The 16,901-nt window shown below is 65.5% G+C and carries 14 protein-coding genes; all 14 read left to right on the plus strand.

All coding sequences use genetic code 11. The annotated features are described in order from the left end of the window. Nucleotides 1-12: 12 nt before the first annotated feature. The 14 genes from FM112_RS06605 (at nucleotide 13) to wecC (ending at nucleotide 16,802) form a co-directional block, all read left to right on the plus strand. Entirely contained in the window at nucleotides 13-825 is an 813-nt protein-coding gene (locus FM112_RS06605; RefSeq protein WP_087005359.1) for an IclR family transcriptional regulator, read from the plus strand. Nucleotides 826-873: 48 nt separating this feature from the next. Then, nucleotides 874-1,845, plus strand: a complete 972-nt coding sequence (locus FM112_RS06610; protein ID WP_176386707.1) for a sugar phosphate isomerase/epimerase — start codon at nucleotides 874-876, stop codon at nucleotides 1,843-1,845. Continuing rightward, nucleotides 1,842-2,783 (plus strand): phosphoglycerate dehydrogenase, encoded by a 942-nt coding sequence (locus tag FM112_RS06615; RefSeq protein WP_176386708.1) that lies wholly within the window; start codon nucleotides 1,842-1,844, stop codon nucleotides 2,781-2,783. The genes FM112_RS06610 and FM112_RS06615 overlap by 4 nt, the downstream gene beginning before the upstream one ends. Nucleotides 2,784-2,791: 8 nt before the next feature. After that, nucleotides 2,792-4,672: a 3D-(3,5/4)-trihydroxycyclohexane-1,2-dione acylhydrolase (decyclizing) gene (gene iolD, locus FM112_RS06620; RefSeq protein WP_087005368.1), complete on the plus strand. Its 1,881-nt coding sequence runs from the start codon at nucleotides 2,792-2,794 to the stop codon at nucleotides 4,670-4,672. 109 nt (nucleotides 4,673-4,781) lie between these two features. Continuing rightward, entirely contained in the window at nucleotides 4,782-5,543 is a 762-nt protein-coding gene (locus tag FM112_RS06625; RefSeq protein ID WP_176386709.1) for an SDR family NAD(P)-dependent oxidoreductase, read from the plus strand. Further along, nucleotides 5,540-6,295: an HpcH/HpaI aldolase/citrate lyase family protein gene (locus tag FM112_RS06630; RefSeq protein ID WP_087005375.1), complete on the plus strand. Its 756-nt coding sequence runs from the start codon at nucleotides 5,540-5,542 to the stop codon at nucleotides 6,293-6,295. The genes FM112_RS06625 and FM112_RS06630 overlap by 4 nt, the downstream gene beginning before the upstream one ends. Before the next feature lie 31 nt (nucleotides 6,296-6,326). Further along, complete coding sequence (locus FM112_RS06635; protein WP_087005378.1) at nucleotides 6,327-7,748, plus strand: aldehyde dehydrogenase family protein; 1,422 nt, start codon at nucleotides 6,327-6,329, stop codon at nucleotides 7,746-7,748. A 21-nt stretch (nucleotides 7,749-7,769) separates the two neighbouring features. Continuing rightward, nucleotides 7,770-8,573, plus strand: coding sequence for an SDR family NAD(P)-dependent oxidoreductase (locus FM112_RS06640; protein ID WP_087005381.1), 804 nt, complete (start codon nucleotides 7,770-7,772; stop codon nucleotides 8,571-8,573). 218 nt (nucleotides 8,574-8,791) lie between these two features. Further along, entirely contained in the window at nucleotides 8,792-9,307 is a 516-nt protein-coding gene (locus FM112_RS06645) for an acyltransferase (RefSeq protein WP_176386710.1), read from the plus strand. Nucleotides 9,308-9,313: 6 nt separating this feature from the next. Further along, the gene (locus FM112_RS06650; RefSeq protein ID WP_140400597.1) at nucleotides 9,314-10,906 is read left to right on the plus strand and encodes an acyltransferase family protein; all 1,593 of its coding nucleotides are present in this window, start codon (nucleotides 9,314-9,316) and stop codon (nucleotides 10,904-10,906) included. A 147-nt stretch (nucleotides 10,907-11,053) separates the two neighbouring features. Continuing rightward, nucleotides 11,054-11,986 carry a hypothetical protein gene (locus tag FM112_RS16815; RefSeq protein WP_140400598.1) on the plus strand — a complete coding sequence of 311 codons (933 nt, stop codon included), beginning with the start codon at nucleotides 11,054-11,056 and terminating at the stop codon, nucleotides 11,984-11,986. A gap of 229 nt (nucleotides 11,987-12,215) precedes the next feature. Continuing rightward, entirely contained in the window at nucleotides 12,216-13,481 is a 1,266-nt protein-coding gene (locus FM112_RS06655) for a glycosyltransferase family 4 protein (protein ID WP_087005390.1), read from the plus strand. Nucleotides 13,482-13,547: 66 nt separating this feature from the next. Next, complete coding sequence (locus FM112_RS06660; protein WP_087005393.1) at nucleotides 13,548-15,332, plus strand: glycosyltransferase family 4 protein; 1,785 nt, start codon at nucleotides 13,548-13,550, stop codon at nucleotides 15,330-15,332. Nucleotides 15,333-15,533: 201 nt separating this feature from the next. Further along, on the plus strand, nucleotides 15,534-16,802 hold the full coding sequence (wecC, locus tag FM112_RS06665) for a UDP-N-acetyl-D-mannosamine dehydrogenase (RefSeq protein WP_087005396.1): 1,269 nt from the start codon (nucleotides 15,534-15,536) through the stop codon (nucleotides 16,800-16,802). The last annotated feature ends 99 nt before the right edge of the window (nucleotides 16,803-16,901 follow it).

Raw genomic sequence — 16,901 nt, forward strand, 5'->3', positions numbered from 1 at the left:
GGCGGAGCCGAGATGATGAACCGGAACGCGGTGCAGGAGGAACGTTCTGCCTCGCCCGCTTCGACGGGGCATGTGGCGCGCGTGCTCAACGCGTTGGAATCCCTGGCCACCAAGGCGCACACGGTGAACAGCCTGGCCGAGGAGCTGGGGGTGCACCCGCGTACGGTACGGCGGATGCTCGAACCGCTCATCGAGCTGCAGTACGTAGGACTGACCGGAAAGGAGGAGGGGCAGCCGCAGTACCGGGCGACGCTGAAGATCGCGACGCTCGCCGAGCGGCTGATCCGTGATTCCGACCTGCTCAAGGTGAGCGCTCCGTTCGTCGCGAAGCTGCGGAACCTCACGGGGGAGGCCTGCCACTTGAGCATCGGGGCGCGTGAGGGCGTCAGTCACATCCTGCAGGAGGCAGGCCAGAGCCTGGTCTCGGTCAAGCCCCGAGCAGGCGAATACGTGCCGTATCACGCCACGGCGGTGGGCAAGGCGCTGCTCGCCTTCGACCCGCGCTGCATGGACTACCTCCCCGAGCATCTCGTCGCCTACACGCGGCACACCCTGACCACGATGATGCAGCTGCAGCAGAATCTGGCCGAGATCCGTCGCACGGGAGTGAGCCATGACGCGCTCGAGAACAGCATGGAGTTGCGGTGCATGGCTGCCCCGGTGTGCGACGCGAGCGGAGTCGTGGCCGCGATCGGGGTCTCGGCGCCATCGTCGAGGTTCACCGAGGACCTGGTGCCGATGGTCTCCCGGCTCGTCCGCGGCGTCGCGTCCGATCTGTCCAAGGCGCTCGGCGGCGATCTGGAATCGATGATCTCGTCCGAATGACGCGGTCGATTCCGCAATGAGTTGAACGAACAGCAAAGGAGCTATTCCGTGAAGATCGGAATCATCACTACGGCACTCTTCGACAGAGACCTCGAAGGGGCGCTGGATACGGTTGCGGGTCTCGGCGTCTCGCAGGTCGAGATCGCCGCGACCGGAGGGTTCTGGCCCGACCGGCATCTGAACCCGGTGGCGGCGATGCGCGATGAGGGCATCGTCGATCGAGCCAAGGACGCGCTGGGCGAGCGGGGGATCGAGGTGTCCGCCATCTCCATCCACGGCAACCCGCTGGATCCGAACCCGGAGGCGGCCGAGTCCTACGCCCGGCAGTACCGCGCGACGTGCGAGCTCGCGGAGCGGTTCGGTACCGACCGCGTCTCGCTGCTCGCCGGGCTGCCCGGCGCGGGGCCGAGGGACGAGGTGCCGAACTGGATCGTGTTCCCGTTCCCCACCCAGCTGGGCGATGCGCTGGAGTGGCAGTGGCACGAGCGGGTCCTCCCGTATTGGCAGGAGGCGGCGGAGCACGCGAAGGCGCATGGCGTGCGGCTGTGCTTCGAGATGGTGCCGAACGATTGCGTCTACAACCCGGAGACGCTGCTGCGGCTCCGGGGCGAGATCGGCGAGGTCGTGGGCGCGAATTACGATCCCTCGCACTTCCTGTTCCAAGGAATCGATCCGCTCGCGGCGATCCGCACGCTGGGGGAGTCGATCTACCACGTCCACGCCAAGGACGTGGCGTCGAACCCGCATGTGCAGGCCAGCCGGGGCGTGCTCGACCCCACTTCCCTCGGCGCGACGGCGCAACGCTCCTGGGCGTATCGCACGCTCGGGTGGGGCCACGGCGCGGACTACTGGACGGACCTGATCACGCAGCTGCGAGTGAGCGGCTATGACGACGTGCTCTCGATCGAGCACGAGGATGCGCTGCTCTCCCCCGAGGAAGGCATGCGCAAGGCCGTCGAGTTCCTCAAGCCGCTGGTGCCCGCCGAGCCCATGCAGGCGGATTGGACGAGTGCGCTGTGAGCGGGCGTGCGCTGATCGCCGTGACGAGCTTCGCGGCTGCCGTGGATACGTCGTTCGCCGACCGTCTGCGGGCGCACGGGGTCGATGTCCGAGTCGTGACGGGGCTCGGCAAGACCTCGCTCGAGGCGGAGGTCATCGAGGCGGCGGAGGGCGCGAGCGGCATCGTCGCCGGATCGGAGACGTATTCGCGCGGGGTGCTCGAACGGCTTCCCAACCTGCGGGCCATCGTGCGCGCCGGCGCGGGCACAGACAGCATCGACGTCGAGGCGGCGCGCGAGCTCGGCATCGAGGTGGACAGCACGCCCGGCGTCAATGCCGAGAGCGTCGCCGATTACACCCTCGCGATGATGCTCGCGAGCTGTCGGCGCATCCGCGAGAACGATCGCTCGGTGAGAGAGGGCGGCTGGCGGATCCCCGAACAGGGCATCGACCTCCACGAGCGCACCGTCGGGCTGATCGGTTTCGGCGCGATCGGCAGGGCCGTCGCGCGACGGCTCGTCGGCTTCGGCTGCCGAGTGGCGGCGCACGACCCCGCCTGGCCGGAAGGACAGCAGCCGCCGGAGGGCATCGTGCTGATGTCCTTCGACGAACTGCTCGAACAGGCAGAGGTGCTGAGCGTGCACGTGCCGCTCCTGCCCGCGACTCGCGACCTCATCGGCGCGGCTGAACTCGAACGGCTGCCGCGCGGAGCGGTGGTGGTGAACGTCGCGCGCGGCGGCATCGTCAACGAGCCGGCGCTGCGCGTCGCCGTCGATGCCGGGCACGTGTCGGTCGCAGCGGTCGACGTGTTCACGCAAGAGCCCGTGGCTCCCTCCAACCCGCTCGTCGGACACCCGCTGATCCTCACCTCATCGCACATCGCAGCCTTCAGCGAAGACGGCTCGGCCGCGATGCTCGACACCGCCGCCGATCGCGTATTGGCGACCCTACGAACCTAAGGAAGATAATGCCCACCTACACCCAGAACACGGTCGAGCTGACAGTCGGTCAGGCCGTGGTGAAGTACCTCGCAGCCCAGTACACGAGTCGTGACGACGTGCAGCGTCGGCTTTTCGCGGGCGCCTTCGGCATCATGGGGCACGGCAACGTGGCCGGCGTCGCGCAGGGTCTCGCTCAGTTCCCGGATGCGCTGCCCTACCACCAGGTGCGCAACGAGCAGTCGATGGTGCACGCCGCCGTCGCCTTCGCGAAGGAGAGCAAGGGGCTCTCGACGTTCGCCTGCTCGTCCTCGATCGGCCCCGGCTCCACGAACATGGTGACGGGCGCCGCCACCGCTACGGTCAACCGACTCCCGGTGCTGCTGCTACCGAGTGATATCTACGTCACCCGGCGGCAGGGGCCGGTGCTGCAGCAGCTGGAGCATCCGCTGGCCGGCGACGTCTCGGTCAACGACGCCTTCCGCCCGGTCAGCCGCTATTTCGACCGCATCTCGCGGGCCGAGCAGCTGCTCACGGCGCTGCCGGAGGCCATGCGCGTGCTCACCACTCCCGGCGAGACAGGCGCCGTGACGCTCTCCCTACCGCAGGACCTGCAGTCGTTCGCCCACGAGTTCCCCGTCTCCTTCTTCGAAGAGCGGGTGTGGGACGTCGACCGCGCGCCGGCCGCGGAGCGCGCGATCCATGAGGCGGTCGAGCTCATCGGCGCTGCGCGGCGTCCGCTCGTCGTGGCGGGTGGCGGACTCCGCTATTCGGAAGCGGAGCAGGCGCTCCACGACTTCGTGCACCGCCTCGGCATCCCGGTGGTCGAGACCTTCGCGGGTCGGGGCTCCGCGCTGGTGGAGGACGACCTCGCCCTCGGCGGTTTGGGCGCCACCGGCAACGTCGCGGCCGGACGGATCGCCGCCGAGGCTGATCTCGTGATCTGCATCGGCACGCGGCTGAATGATTTCATCACCGGTTCGCACACGGCCTTCCGCAACCCGGACGTGAAGTTCATCAACGTCAACGTCTCCCGCTACGACGCGCTCAAGAACGGCGGCGTCCCGGTGGTGGGCGATGCCCGGGTCGTACTCGAGCACCTCGGCGAGGTGGTGGCGGAGTGCGGGCGCACCTCCGAGGCCTACCGACAGGAGGTCGCCGAGGTGCGGCGCGCCTGGCTCGCGGAGCGCGAGGCGGTATTCGCGCCGAGCGGCGTCCCCGTTCCCCCGCAGGCGGAGGTGGTGGGCGCGATGCTGCGGCATGCGCGGCGCGGCGATCTCGTGATCGCTGCGGCCGGCGGTGCGCCGGGCGATCTGCAGCGCGGCTGGGATGCGACTGAGGGGCGTGACTGCCATCTCGAGTGGGGCACCTCGTGCATGGGCTACGAGATCCCCGCGGGCATCGGGGCCCGGTTCGCGCGTCCGGAGGGGCGCATTTCGGTGTTCATCGGCGACGGCACGTTCATGATGCTGCCCTCCGAGATCGTCACCGCCGTGCAGGAGGGGATCGACCTCACGATCGTGCTCTCGGAGAACCACGGCTTCCAGTGCATCCGCGATCTGCAGCTGGCCACCACCGGATACGACTTCGGCAACGAGTTCCGCGTCCGCGAGGGCGAGGCGCTCACGGGCGAGTACCTTGGCCTGGACCTGGGCAAGGTCGCCGAGGGACTCGGTGCGAAGGTGCATCGAGCCGCCGACGCCGGCGAGCTGGAGCGGCTGCTCGACGAGACCCGCGACGCGGCGGGGGTGACGCTGCTGCTCATCGAGACCGATCGCCGCCGCACGCTGCCCGACGCCGATGTCTGGAACGAGGTCGTGCCGCCCGAGGTGGCGAGCGTGGGCACGGGCGAGGCGCTGCATCGCGAGTACCGGGAGGTCCGGGACGAGCGGCAGATGTTCTATTACTGACCGGAATCGCGCCGATGGCGGGATTCGCAGCACGGGCTCCGAAGGCGGGGCCCACGACACGACGATTCGCAGGAAAACAGATTCGCGGTACGCGAGAAGGAGTGGAGCAATGGGATACGTAGTAGTAGTAGGGGGAGCCGGAGGCATCGGCAGCGTGACGGTTCGACGGCTGCTCGCCGACGGACATGGCGCGGCTGTCATCGACGCGGCGCCGGTGGAGGCGGCGGACGAGCGGCTCGACCCGATCCGTCGGGAGTACGGCGAGGTGCCCTACGTGCGGGCGGACATCACGTCGCAGCAGTCGGTCGAGGAGGCATTCGACGCCATCCCGTCGTTCGACCGCGTAGTGGTGTCGGCGGCGATCGTGCAGGAGGAGCCGTTTCTCGAGGTCTCGCACGACGTCTTCCGCAAGCATCTGGACATCAATGTCTATGGGTCGTTCAATGTCGGCCAGGCCGCTGCGAAGCGGTTCCGAAGGGATGGTACGGAAGGCCGGATGGTGTTCTTCTCCTCCTGGGTGCAGGACTACCCGTGGCCGGACATCACCTCGTACAGTGTGAGCAAGGCCGGGGTGAAGCAGCTCGTGAAGATGATGGCGCGGGAACTCGCTCCGCTCAAGATCCGGGTGAATGCGATCGCGCCGGGCATCGTGGATTCGGGCATGGCCCGGTATTCGCTCGATCACGATCCGAAGTACGCGGCCCGGGTGAACGGGCGCATCCCGCTCGACGAGCTGCAGCAGCCGGAGGACATCGCGGCAGGGGTGTCGTACCTGCTCTCGGAGGATGCCCAGGCGGTCACGGGCACGACGCTCCTCGTCGACGGGGGGCTCTCGCTGTTCAAGTTCGACGCCCCCGGGGCCGAGGAATGACGGGGAATCCATTCGCCTCGAGCCGGGGCGGGCCTCCGGGCGCCGGGGTCTTCGTCAACACGGGGAGCCCGGTCAACGCGGAGATATGCGTGCGTGCGGGCTTCTCGTGGGTGATGGTGGACCTCGAGCACGGGATCGGCGACGAGGGCTCGCTGGTGCCGATGCTGTGGGCGACTCGAGCCGCGGGCGGTTACGCGCTGGTGCGCGTCGCCTCGCACGATCCCGCTCGGATCGCCCGCGTGCTCGACCTCGGGGCCGATGCGATCATGCTGCCCTCGGTGGATACCGCCGAGCAGGCTCGGCGCATCGTGGCGGCCGCGACCTGGCCGCCGCACGGGGAGCGCGGCGTGAGCCTGCAGAGCCGGGCGGGCGACTACGGCTCGCTGAGCCACGCGGAAGTCTCGAACCAGGACCGGCGCCCCTACGTGGTCGTGCAGATCGAGACGCCGGAAGGGCTTCGCAATGTGCGCGAGATCGCCGCGGTGGACGGCGTCTCGGCGCTCTTCCTCGGCCCCACCGACCTCACGCACAGCATGGGGATCCCGGGGCGGTTCGACGTGCCGGAGTTCCGCGAGGCGGTGGCGGCGGTCGCGAAATCTGCTGCGGAGGCGGGAAAGACCGCGGCGGTGCTCGCCGCGGATGCGGTGGCCGCCGAGCGGTATCGCGAGGACGGCTATTCCCTGATCGCGATCGGCTCGGACGGCGGCTATCTCAAAGCAAAGGCTCAATCGGTGCTCGCCGACGTCGGCTGACGCGGCGGCGAACCGGAAACGGAGAAGAATCATGAAGATGCACATCGCCGGAAACTGGACGGATGGGCCTGCGGCGCAGCAGGTGATCAACCCGTTCGACGGCTCCGTGATCGACGAGGTGCCGGCCGCGGACGCGGATGCGGTGGACCGGGCCATCGCCGCGGCCTACCGAGCCTCGGAGCGCGCCCGGTCGGCGCCCGCGGCGGAGCGCCAGGCGCTCATGAACAGGGCGGGCGCACTCGCCGACGAGCGGGTGCCGGAGCTCGCCGAGACGATCGCCCGGGAATGCGGCAAGACGCTTCGCGAGGCGACCGTGGAGGCGTCCCGGGCAGGCGACCTCATCCGCCTCGCCGGCCACGAGGGTGCGCAGCTCTACGGCACCGGCCTGCCGCTCGACGCGCATCCCGGCGCCGGCACGCAGCGGCTGGGCTTCACGCTGCGCGAGCCCTGCGGGGTGGTGGCGGCGATCACGCCGTTCAACTTCCCGCTGCTGCTGGTGCTGCACAAGATCGCACCGGCGCTGGGCGCCGGCAACGCGGTCATCCTCAAACCCGCCTCGCACACGCCGCTCACGGCGTTGCAGCTCACGGAGATCTTCCTCGACGCCGGTTTCGATCCCGAGCTCGTGTCCTGCATCACCGGGTCGGGAGGGGTGATCGGCGACGCGCTCTCGGCGGATGAGCGGGTGCGCAAGATCAGCTTCACCGGCAGCACGGAGGTGGGCAATCGCATCACGCAGCGGGCGGGGGTGAAGAAGCTGTCGCTCGAGCTCGGGGCGAGCTGCCCGACGGTGGTGCTCGATGACGCCGATGTGGAGAAGGCGGCGAGCGCGATCGCGGCGGGCGGCTACGCCAATGCCGGCCAGGTCTGCATCTCGGTGCAGCGGGCGATCGTGCAGGAGGGCGTCTACGGCGACTTCCTCGATGCGCTCAGCGCCAAGGTCCGCGACCTGCGCACGGGCGATCCGTTCGCGGAATCCACCGATGTGGGGCCGCTCGTGAGCGAGCGCGAGGCGGAGCGCGTCGAGCGCAGCATCCGGGCGTCCGTGGAGCGCGGCTCGGAGCTCCTGCTGGGAGGGGAGCGCAGCGGTGCGCTGCTGCAGCCGGCGATAGTCGCGAATGTCGACGTGCACGATCCGCTCAGTCAGGAGGAGCTGTTCGGCCCCGCGGTGGCGGTCACGAAGGTGGCGAGTGTGGACGAGGCGATCGCCGCCGCCAACGGCACCAGGTACGGGCTCGGTGCCGGAGTCTTCACGGGGAACCTCGGCAGCAGCATTCGCTTCATCCGCGAGGTGCGCGCGGGGGTGGTCCACGCGAACTGGACTCCGCTGTGGCGGGCCGATTTGATGCCGTACGGCGGCATGAAGGCGAGCGGTATCGGCAAGGAAGGCATCCGCTCGTCGGTGAGCGAGATGACGGAAGAGAAGACGGTTGTCCTGCACGGCGATGTGTAGGACGAGACGAAGGAGAAGACGATGACGGAGAACACGCTGCCCGGACGTCGGGTACTGATCACGGGCGGATCGGGCGGGCTGGCGGTGCCGACCGCGGAGCTGCTGCTGCGCGAGGGTGCGGTCGTGACGTTGTTCGCGAGGAATGAGGAGAAGCTGGCCAAGGCGCGGGCGGAGCTCGAGCCGGTCGCTGCGGGCAACCTCCGGGTGTTCGCGGGCGACACGACCGAGGAGGACGACGTTCGCAGGGCAGTGGAGTTCGCGGCCGATGGCGCGGCGCTCGACGGCCTCGTGACGTGCGCCGGGATGAGCCAGCAGGTCCCGATCACGGAGGTGGGGTTCGAGGAGTGGCGCAAGGTCGTCGACCTGAACCTGTTCGGCAGCTTCCTCGCGATCCGCGAGGCGGCGAAGGCGATGTGCCGGCAGCGCTCGGGCACCATCGTGGCCTTTTCGTCGATCGCGGCGGCGGTGACGCACCGCTACGTGTCGGCGTACTCGGTGAGCAAGGAGGCCGTGGACTCGCTCGTGAAGAACGCCGCGGACGAGCTCGGGCCATGGGGGATTCGGGTGAATTCGGTCCGCCCCGGCGTGATCCTGACCGAGATGTCGGAGGACCTCGTCGCCGACGAGGAGCTGGCGGGCGACTATGTCGAGCAGACGCCGCTGGGACGCTTCGGCGAGCCGGCCGAGGTGGCTTCGGTGGTGCGGTTCCTGCTCAGCGATGAGTCGTCCTGGGTCACGGGCACGACGATCAGCGTGGACGGGGGCCAGCACCTGCGCCGCGGACCGAACCTGACCGGCTATCTGGGGATCGAACTGCCGGGGTAGGGGCTGGTAGGGGGCACGCCGCCGATCTCGACTTGGGAGCCGGGTTGGCGGCGTGGTGCATTCGGCACCGGGAAACGTGATGCTCGTGTCTTCGCCCAGCATTGATCGGTGCGAAAAAGCCGGTACCGTCTTGTGAGTTGGGTGGGAACGGACCGGGTTGTGCGTTTTCCTGCCCTCACCTGGGCTCGAAACCCTTGTGAAAGATGAACGCTCGCCCGATGACCTCCGTAGAACAGCGCCGAAGCAGTCGTAGGCAGGGCCGGCAGAAACTCGGACAAGGACTGCCCGAACGCCGGTTCCGCCCCGAGCTGCACGGCGTACGAGGACTGGCGATTCTCGGGGTGGTGCTGTTCCACTTGTTCGGCGCCGGGCGGATCTCGGGCGGCATCGATATCTTCCTGGCGATCTCGGGTTACCTGTTCTCCGCGATGCTGCTGCGCGAGGCAGTGGCGACAGACGGCCGGATCGCCATGGGCCGGTATCTCGGGCGCCTCGCGAAGCGCATTCTCGCGCCGGCGGCGATCGTGGTCGTGGCGACTCTGGCGATCGGGCTGCTCGTCTCACCCGTCACGAGCCACACGCAACTATGGGCGGAAGCACGTGCATCGCTGCTGTACTTCGAGAACTTCGAGCTGATCAACTCGCAGCTGGCGTACGGAGCGGCCGGCCCGGAGACCTCGCCGTTCCAGCACTTCTGGTCGCTCTCGGTGCAGGGCCAGTTCTATCTGGTGTGACCGATCGTGACCGTCATCGCCGTATGGCTCGCGAAGCGCCTCAAGCAGCCCGCCGTACGAGTCATGGCCGTGCTCATCGGGATCGTGCTCATCGGCTCCTTCGGGTACGCGTTCTACGTCGGCGGCTTCAACCAGGACGAGGCCTACCTGACGTCTGCGACGCGCGCGTGGGAGCTCGCGTTCGGCGGTCTTCTCGGCCTCCTGGGCGCAGGACTGGCGCTGCCCGGATGGATGCGCATTCCGGCAGGCTGGATCGGCGTCGGCCTGATCGTGTCGTCAGGTTTTGTGCTTGACGGGGCACAGCTCTTCCCAGGACCGTGGGCGCTGTGGCCGCTACTCGGTTTGACGCTCGTGCTCGCGTCGGCAGGCCCCGGCGGCGCTGCCAGCGATTCACGGGCAACCGCAGCGCGTTTCATGTCGAACCGAGCCTTTGCGTGGATCGGCGACCACGCATACGGACTATATCTCTGGCATTGGCCGCTGTTGATCTTCTACCTGGAAATCCGTGCTCGCGAGGCGGTCGGCATCCGCGGAGCCGCCTTGATATTCGCGGTCTCCCTGGTGCTGGCCATCGCCATGCGTCGGTTCGTCGAGCTGCCGCTGCAGACCTGGTCCCGTCCGAAGTCGAATGCATCGGCTCCGGCACGGAACAGAGTCGCCCTTGCATCAGCCATGGTCGTGCTGCTGATCGGAGGTGTGGCATCAACCACGGTGATTCACATCAAGGACCAGGAGCCTGCCGCGGTATTCGAGGATTGGGATTGGGAAACTTACCCGGGCGCTCTCGCGGTTGACGGAGAGCCGGTTCCGGACGCTGCCGCAGTTCCAAGCCTCGATGCCCTGTCGGGGATGCGCCCCGACTACTACGGGTGGGATTGTCGCCAGCCGGGAAATGATAATCCGGGAACTGAGCAAGTACGTATTTGTGAGGATCCTGACGCACCGGAAGAGCCGTCGGCTACTGTAGTCCTGGCGGGTGGGTCGCACGCGGGACAATGGCATCATGCGTTCCGCGCGCTTACCGCCGAGTACGGGTGGAAATTGAAAATCGCGGACCGAGGGTCTTGCTTCTTTCATGTTTCGGATGGTCCGGAAGTGGCGAAATGCATGGAATGGCAAGGGGACTTTATAGATTGGGTTGATTCGGAGGGAGTCGACCTCGTGGTCACTCCCGGGTCGAGGATCTCCCCGGAGGATGCTACGGAGTACATTGCGGAGGGTGCGGTCGGCCGTTGGACGGCGATTCGCGCGGCTGGGGCAGAAATTTTGTTGATCAGAGGCACCCCGCCATCAACCTTCAGCGCAGCTGACTGTCTTGCCTCTGATAATTCTCCGGAGACGTGCGGTCCGCTGGTCGGAGAGATTTCCAGTCTGAGTCCGCTTGAAGACCTGGACTTGCCCGAAGAAGTCTCGGTAATTGATGTGCTGCCACATGTCTGCCCCGCAGCGTTCGAAGAGGATGGGGAGCGGTGCTCCGCAGTCGTGGGAAACGTAGTCGTATGGTACGACGCGTCGCATATGACGCCCGTCTACGTCGAAACGCTCACGCCGGTTCTTGAAGTGCATCTTCGTGATGAGGTCCCTTGGCTGTTCGAGTGAGAGCGCTGGGTGGCGGGTGCTTTCATCGCCAGTTGGCGCCAGCGCAGGACGTGTGAAGCATTGGTCGCTGCAGCTGAAGGGGGCCATGGTTGAGGAGCGGAGCGGTCGCCGGTCCTGAGACGGCGACGATGTAGGTACACTTATCCAATGCGTAGGGTCAGGGATTGCGAGCGCTGGGGCCCGGCGAAGACGTACGGCAGCGTTGCCGACTTCCTTGCCGCCCGCCCCGCTGCCGGGCTGAACTCGGTCGAAGTCGGCGGGCGGTATTTGGACGTTCTCGTAGAGGATCGAAAGTCTCCGGTCACTATTGTTGCGTTCCACAGTGCGCTCACGAAATCAGTCAAGGCGATGCCTGCCTTCAGCGGCAGGCAGGTCGCCGCTGCGGCAGGAGTGAATCTGGTTGCAGTCTCGGATCCGACTATTGAGATGGGTGATATCGACCTCGCCTGGTTTTTTGGAAACCGCGACACCGGCCCCCTGGTCGAGGTGTTCGCGCCTCTTATCAAGCATGCGGCACGCTCTCTCCGGTCTCGGCGGATAATACTTTTCGGGTCATCGGGTGGTGGCTATGCTGCGATCAATTTTGGGAGTCAGTTTCCGGGGGCGATCGTCTTGGCGCTGAATCCAAGGCTTGACCTTGCGGGCCCGCCGTTGCCGAATTTTGATCCATATTTTGAGATCGGTCACGGATCGCTCGATGATAGTTCGCGTCACGTTATTTTTGACAAGTTTATTTCGCCAAGCATGCGGCAAAAGTATGCAAGTGGCTTGCCTTTCCATCTTTGCATTTTTCAAAACACGGGTGATCACTACTTCAAAAAACAATTCGAGCCGTTCGTGGAGGGGCTTGCTGGGGATGATTGGCTGCACGTGCGTACCGAATACACCGGAAAGGGTCATGGTGCGGTGCCCAAGCAGGTCCTGAGTGAAATGATTTCCGGGTTGACGCGACCGGGTGCGGTGCGCGATTCTATAAGGGCAGCTGGATTTGTCACTCCGGAGGGCGGGCATGCAGTGTCGGCGGGGTCCAGGATTCAAAGGTTCGGTCATTCGCTGAAGAGACTGTTTATTTCTTATTGAAGCCTGTTTGTTGATTCATGCATTTGCCTGGATAATCGGGCCCGGCTTGCGGTGGAGACTTCCACATGGGGCGCCGCCGCTCGACGAAGTGCTTCCGTGTGGATGGTGCACGTTCCGACGCTGAGCCGTCGGCAGGTATCCATCGGTTCGACTCCCGATGCAGCGTCGTTGTGGCGAGGCGGCGTAGTCTGATGGTCTGGTCACCCCGAACGTGTGAGAAAGGCAACGGGTGCGCATTCTCCTCCTGACCCACTACTTTGCTCCGGAAACCGGCGCACCTCAGCGGCGTTGGGGCGCATTCGTCCGCGAGTTTTCGGAGGCGGGGCACGAGATCGCGGTGATGTGCCCACCGCCGCATCACCCCGAAGGAAGGGTGCCGAAGCAGTACCGGGCTTCGCTCCGTCCGGGAAGCTCCCAGCGCGAACGGCAGCGGGTGCGGGTCTTCAGAGTGGGGTATCTGCCGCATCGCGGAGATATCGTGACGAGAACGATGGACCACCTCGTAAGCTCTTGCAGCTCGATTCGCCGGGCTCGCAAGGTGGCGCGTCAGGGGATCTTCCGCCCGGATGTCGTCATAGCGACCGCCCCGGCTGTCCCCACGCTCCTGGCAGGCCAGCGCCTGGCGAGGTATTTCGCCGTGCCCTTCATCGCGGAGATGCGCGATGCGTGGCCAGACCTCGTAACGCATGTGGGAGGAGCGACCGGTGGCAGCCTGAAGTCATCGATCAAGGAGCTCATTCACAAAGGAGTCTCCCGTCTGCAGCGTTCGGCGGATGCGGTCGTTACCACTACCGAGTCCTTCGCCGATGTGCTGCGGCACCGAGGCGTAGCGACAGTGGAAGTGATTCGGAACGGTGCGTATCCGAACGTATTCGCCCAGTTGCCGGCGATCACTGATGATCACGCTGATCTCCGCGTGCTGTACATGGGGACCGTCGGGCGCAGTCAAGGGCTCGACGTGGTTGTCCGGGCCGTGCATCGTCTGCGAGAAGAGGGCTTCTCTATCAGCGCCCGCATCATCGGATCGGGCCATGAGCGGAACGAGCTCATCGAATTGAACGAGCGGCTCGGCAACCCCGTGGACATCCGCGGCCCCGTCTCTGCGGCAGAGGTCGTGGACCATTACGCATGGGCAGATTCGACGATCGTGTCGTTGAAGGATTGGGAACCATTCGCCTGGACCGTGCCGTCGAAACTGTACGAGCTCCTGGCGACGGGACGTCACGTTACGGCGGTTCTGGCGGGTGAGGGCGCGGATATCGTGCGGGAAACCGGTGGTGGCGACGTCGTCCATCCCGGCGATGCTGAAGGGCTTGTTCGGCTTTGGTCGGCGCTTATCGAGGACCGTTCTCGGCTGCTAGTCGGAAACAGCGGTAAAGAATGGGTTCGACAGCACGTGCTGTTCAGAGGGCTGGCCGGTACATACCTTGAGATGCTCGAGAGCGTCGTAGAGAACAACCCCGCCGGCCGCCGAGATGTAAACTCGAGCCCTTGAGCGCGGCCGAAGACCTGCCGATGCGGTCAAACTTTTGATCATGAACCTGAAAGGGCAGACGAAACGATGAGTCTCAAGCGTCCGTGGCTGCAGCGGTTGTGGCTCACCGGCCAGAGCGTTGCCGAGTACACGGTCGATGACCCGGTGCAGTTGGCGCTGCAGGTGTCTCGCCGGATGCCTCCGGCGCTTCGTTCTGCAGCAGGCAACTCGCTTGCGAGGCTCGGGTCTGCCGCCCGCGGACCGGTCGAGGCGATCGGCCGCGAAATGGCTGGTGACCGCGAAGCGGCTGAGCTGTCGCTCGAGCGGAACGTCGATATCGTGAGCTCGAGGTCAGGATCGCGCAAAGCCCGTCGGGTGATTCCGCATCTCGCCGACCTGGCGTTGGCGATAGGGCAGCCGGATCGGGCCCGAGCTCTGCTGGAAGAACTTCCCCTGTCGGAGCGCCGGGCGCCTTGGTACGCGACTGCTGCGAGGATTGCACTGTATCTCGGCGATCATGACGCCGCGGTCGAAATGGCGAGCCGACACCCGTACAACGAAAAGCTTGCAAAGCGGATGATCGGAGAGCAGGAGATCTTCTCGGGTTATCCGATAGTCCTGCCCGTCGAGACCGGATATCAGCCAGAAGAAGGCCGTGTGCTGCACGTCCTCACGAATTCGCTTCCGCATACGGGAAGCGGCTATGCACAACGAAGCCACTCGGTTCTTCGTTCGTTGAAAACTGAAGGCTTCGAGGTCTGTGCAGTGACACGCCCAGGCTATCCGGTGCAAATCGGCGTCCCGTGGGCGGCTGAACGAGACGTGGTCGACGACATCACCTACTGTCGGCTGCTTCCCGGTCGACTGGGGCAGGGGCTCAGGGAACGTCTTGAACAATTCGCGGCGCTGCTCGCCCACGAGGTGCGAGAATTCCGGCCCAGCATGCTGCATACTACGACCCACTTCGTGAACGGTCTTGTGACCGGCGCCGTCGCACGTGCCTTCGGAATTCCTTGGGTCTACGAAGTCCGTGGCCAACTTGCGGACACATGGGCCGCCACGAGAGGTCCCGGCGCAATGGAATCCCAGCGGTATCGTCAGTTCGTGGAACGCGAACTCGCGGTTGCGGGTGCTGCGGATGCCGTTGTCACGTTGGGGGATCGGATGAAGGAGTCCTTGGTTCGTGGCGGTATCGACGCGGAGAAGATCTCAGTGTGCCCGAATGCAGTAGGAGCGCCATTCACCGATGAGCCGCCCTCCCGATCGGAAGCACGAAGAAGGCTCGGCCTGGAAGCCGACGCCGAGTATGTCGGTACGGTCTCCAGCATCGTCGATTACGAGGGGCTGGACCTTCTCGTACGAGCCGTTGCCAGGTTGGCTCCATCGCATCCTCGTCTCCGCCTGCGCATCGCCGGTGACGGAGTGGCACTGCCGGGGTTGAAAGTGCTTGCAGAGAGGCTCGAGATCGCGCATCTGTGCGACTTTCCAGGCCGTGTTCCGCGTGCGGAAGCGGTGTGGCACCACGCCGCGCTCGATATCTTCGTGGTGCCCCGCAAGGACCTGCCGGTCACTCGCAGCGTTACGCCCATGAAGTCGGTCGAGGCATCCGCGCTCGGTCGCCCTGTCATTGCATCGAACCTGCCGGCTTTGGAAGAGCTGGTCGTGAATGGAGTGACGGGGGCGCTGTTCGAGCCGGAAGATGTCGAATCGCTCGCAGGAAGCCTGGCAACGCTTCTCGATGCTCCAGATCGTCAGCTCCGGATGGGCGAAGCTGCGCGGAGATGGGCCCTCGAAACGCGGACTTGGACGGCGAACGCCGAGATCTATTCCACGATCTACAGCCGGCTCGGCGTGCGACGCCCGGGGGCTTGAGACCTGCCGTCCTGCGTTGACTGTTGGTGCGGAGGCATGTGTCGCTATCCTTGGTTCCGTGGCGCAACACCATCGCACTGCTACCGGTGTTCCGCCGAGCCGCCGTTCGTGGCGTACCCTGTCGCCATGCTGTTTTCAGCGGGCGCTGTCGCACCGGTCAACGAGCCTGTGACGAAGTAATTGTTGATGGAAGGTTTGAATATGACTACATCCGAGCGGGCAACTGTCGAGTTTGGGACGGTCTGCGTAGTCGGGTTGGGCTACATCGGACTGCCGACGGCGGCGTTCATCGCTTCGCGGGGTCCGAACGTGATCGGCGTGGATGTGAACGAGTCGTTCGTCGAGCGCATCAACAAGGGCGAGGTGCCGTTCTTCGAACCGGACTTCGAAGACCTGCTCAAGAACGTCGTGAACGAGGGCAAGCTGCGCGCGCAGACCGACACCCCCTGGGCAGAGGCGTACATCGTCGCCGTCCCCACACCGTTCCGCGAGGATTATTCGGTCGACACGAAATACATCGAAGCGGCAGGCGCCAAGATCGCTGCGCAGCTCAAGGGCGGCGAACTCATCGTTCTCGAGTCGACCTCTCCTCCTGGAACCACCGAGAAACTCGCGGAGCTCGTGCTCGGACAGCGTCCTGATCTCACCAGCGAAGACGGCCTCGAGAACAGCATCTACTTCACTCATGCCCCGGAACGGGTCCTTCCCGGGCGAATCATGAAGGAGATGGCGGATAACGATCGCATCATCGGGGGCGTCACCCCGCACGGTGCGCAGTTGGCACGCGATCTGTATGCGACTTTCGTTGAGCGCGGCGAACTGCTTCTGACCGATGCGAAGACCGCTGAGATGGCCAAGCTTACGGAGAATTCGTTCCGCGACGTCAACATCGCTTTCGCTAACGAGCTCTCGATCATCTCGGAGAAGCTCGGCATCGATGTGTGGGAACTCATCGAACTCGCCAACCATCATCCGCGTGTGAACATTCTTCAGCCGGGTCCCGGTGTGGGCGGACACTGCATCGCAGTGGATCCGTGGTTCATCGTCAACGCCGCGCCGACGGAATCCCGTCTGATTCGGACTGCGCGCGAGGTGAACGACAGCAAGCCCACCTACGTCATCGACAAGGTTCAGGCCCTCAGCGATCGTTTCAAGGATCCGGTGGTAGCGGCCCTCGGCATCGCCTTCAAGGCGAATATCGATGATCTTCGCGAATCGCCTTCTCTCAACATCGTCGACGACCTTGCCGATCGCATCCCCGGGGCGGATCTCCGGGTTGTGGAGCCGAATGTCGAAGAGCTTCCCGAGCGACTCGCAAAGCACGAGAACGTGCGCAAACAGGACCTCGAGACGGCGATTGCCGATGCCGACATCATCCTCCTGCTCGTCGATCACGATGAATTCAAGGGGGTCGATTCGGCCGTGCTGAACGAGAAGGCCGTTATCGACACCAAGGGCCTGTGGCGCTAGCCGCTTGATGCGGGTCGTCGAAGGCGGCGGCATACGGCGCAAACGATAGGGGCGTCGACGCACCTAGGGCGTCGACGCCCCTTGTGATTCCAGAGCTCC

Source organism: Gulosibacter sp. 10 (genome assembly GCF_900163695.1).
GTDB lineage: Bacteria > Actinomycetota > Actinomycetes > Actinomycetales > Microbacteriaceae > Gulosibacter.

What these genes read in the sequence shown, in the direction of transcription:
- FM112_RS06605 (WP_087005359.1), top strand. Translation starts at nt 13, where the DNA reads ATGATGAACCGGAACGCGGTGCAGGAGGAACGTTCTGCCTCGCCCGCT.
- iolD (WP_087005368.1), top strand. Translation starts at nt 2,792, where the DNA reads ATGCCCACCTACACCCAGAACACGGTCGAGCTGACAGTCGGTCAGGCC.
- FM112_RS06625 (WP_176386709.1), top strand. Translation starts at nt 4,782, where the DNA reads ATGGGATACGTAGTAGTAGTAGGGGGAGCCGGAGGCATCGGCAGCGTG.
- FM112_RS06630 (WP_087005375.1), top strand. Translation starts at nt 5,540, where the DNA reads ATGACGGGGAATCCATTCGCCTCGAGCCGGGGCGGGCCTCCGGGCGCC.
- FM112_RS06635 (WP_087005378.1), top strand. Translation starts at nt 6,327, where the DNA reads ATGAAGATGCACATCGCCGGAAACTGGACGGATGGGCCTGCGGCGCAG.
- FM112_RS06640 (WP_087005381.1), top strand. Translation starts at nt 7,770, where the DNA reads ATGACGGAGAACACGCTGCCCGGACGTCGGGTACTGATCACGGGCGGA.
- FM112_RS06645 (WP_176386710.1), top strand. Translation starts at nt 8,792, where the DNA reads ATGACCTCCGTAGAACAGCGCCGAAGCAGTCGTAGGCAGGGCCGGCAG.
- FM112_RS16815 (WP_140400598.1), top strand. Translation starts at nt 11,054, where the DNA reads ATGCGTAGGGTCAGGGATTGCGAGCGCTGGGGCCCGGCGAAGACGTAC.
- FM112_RS06660 (WP_087005393.1), top strand. Translation starts at nt 13,548, where the DNA reads ATGAGTCTCAAGCGTCCGTGGCTGCAGCGGTTGTGGCTCACCGGCCAG.
- wecC (WP_087005396.1), top strand. Translation starts at nt 15,534, where the DNA reads ATGACTACATCCGAGCGGGCAACTGTCGAGTTTGGGACGGTCTGCGTA.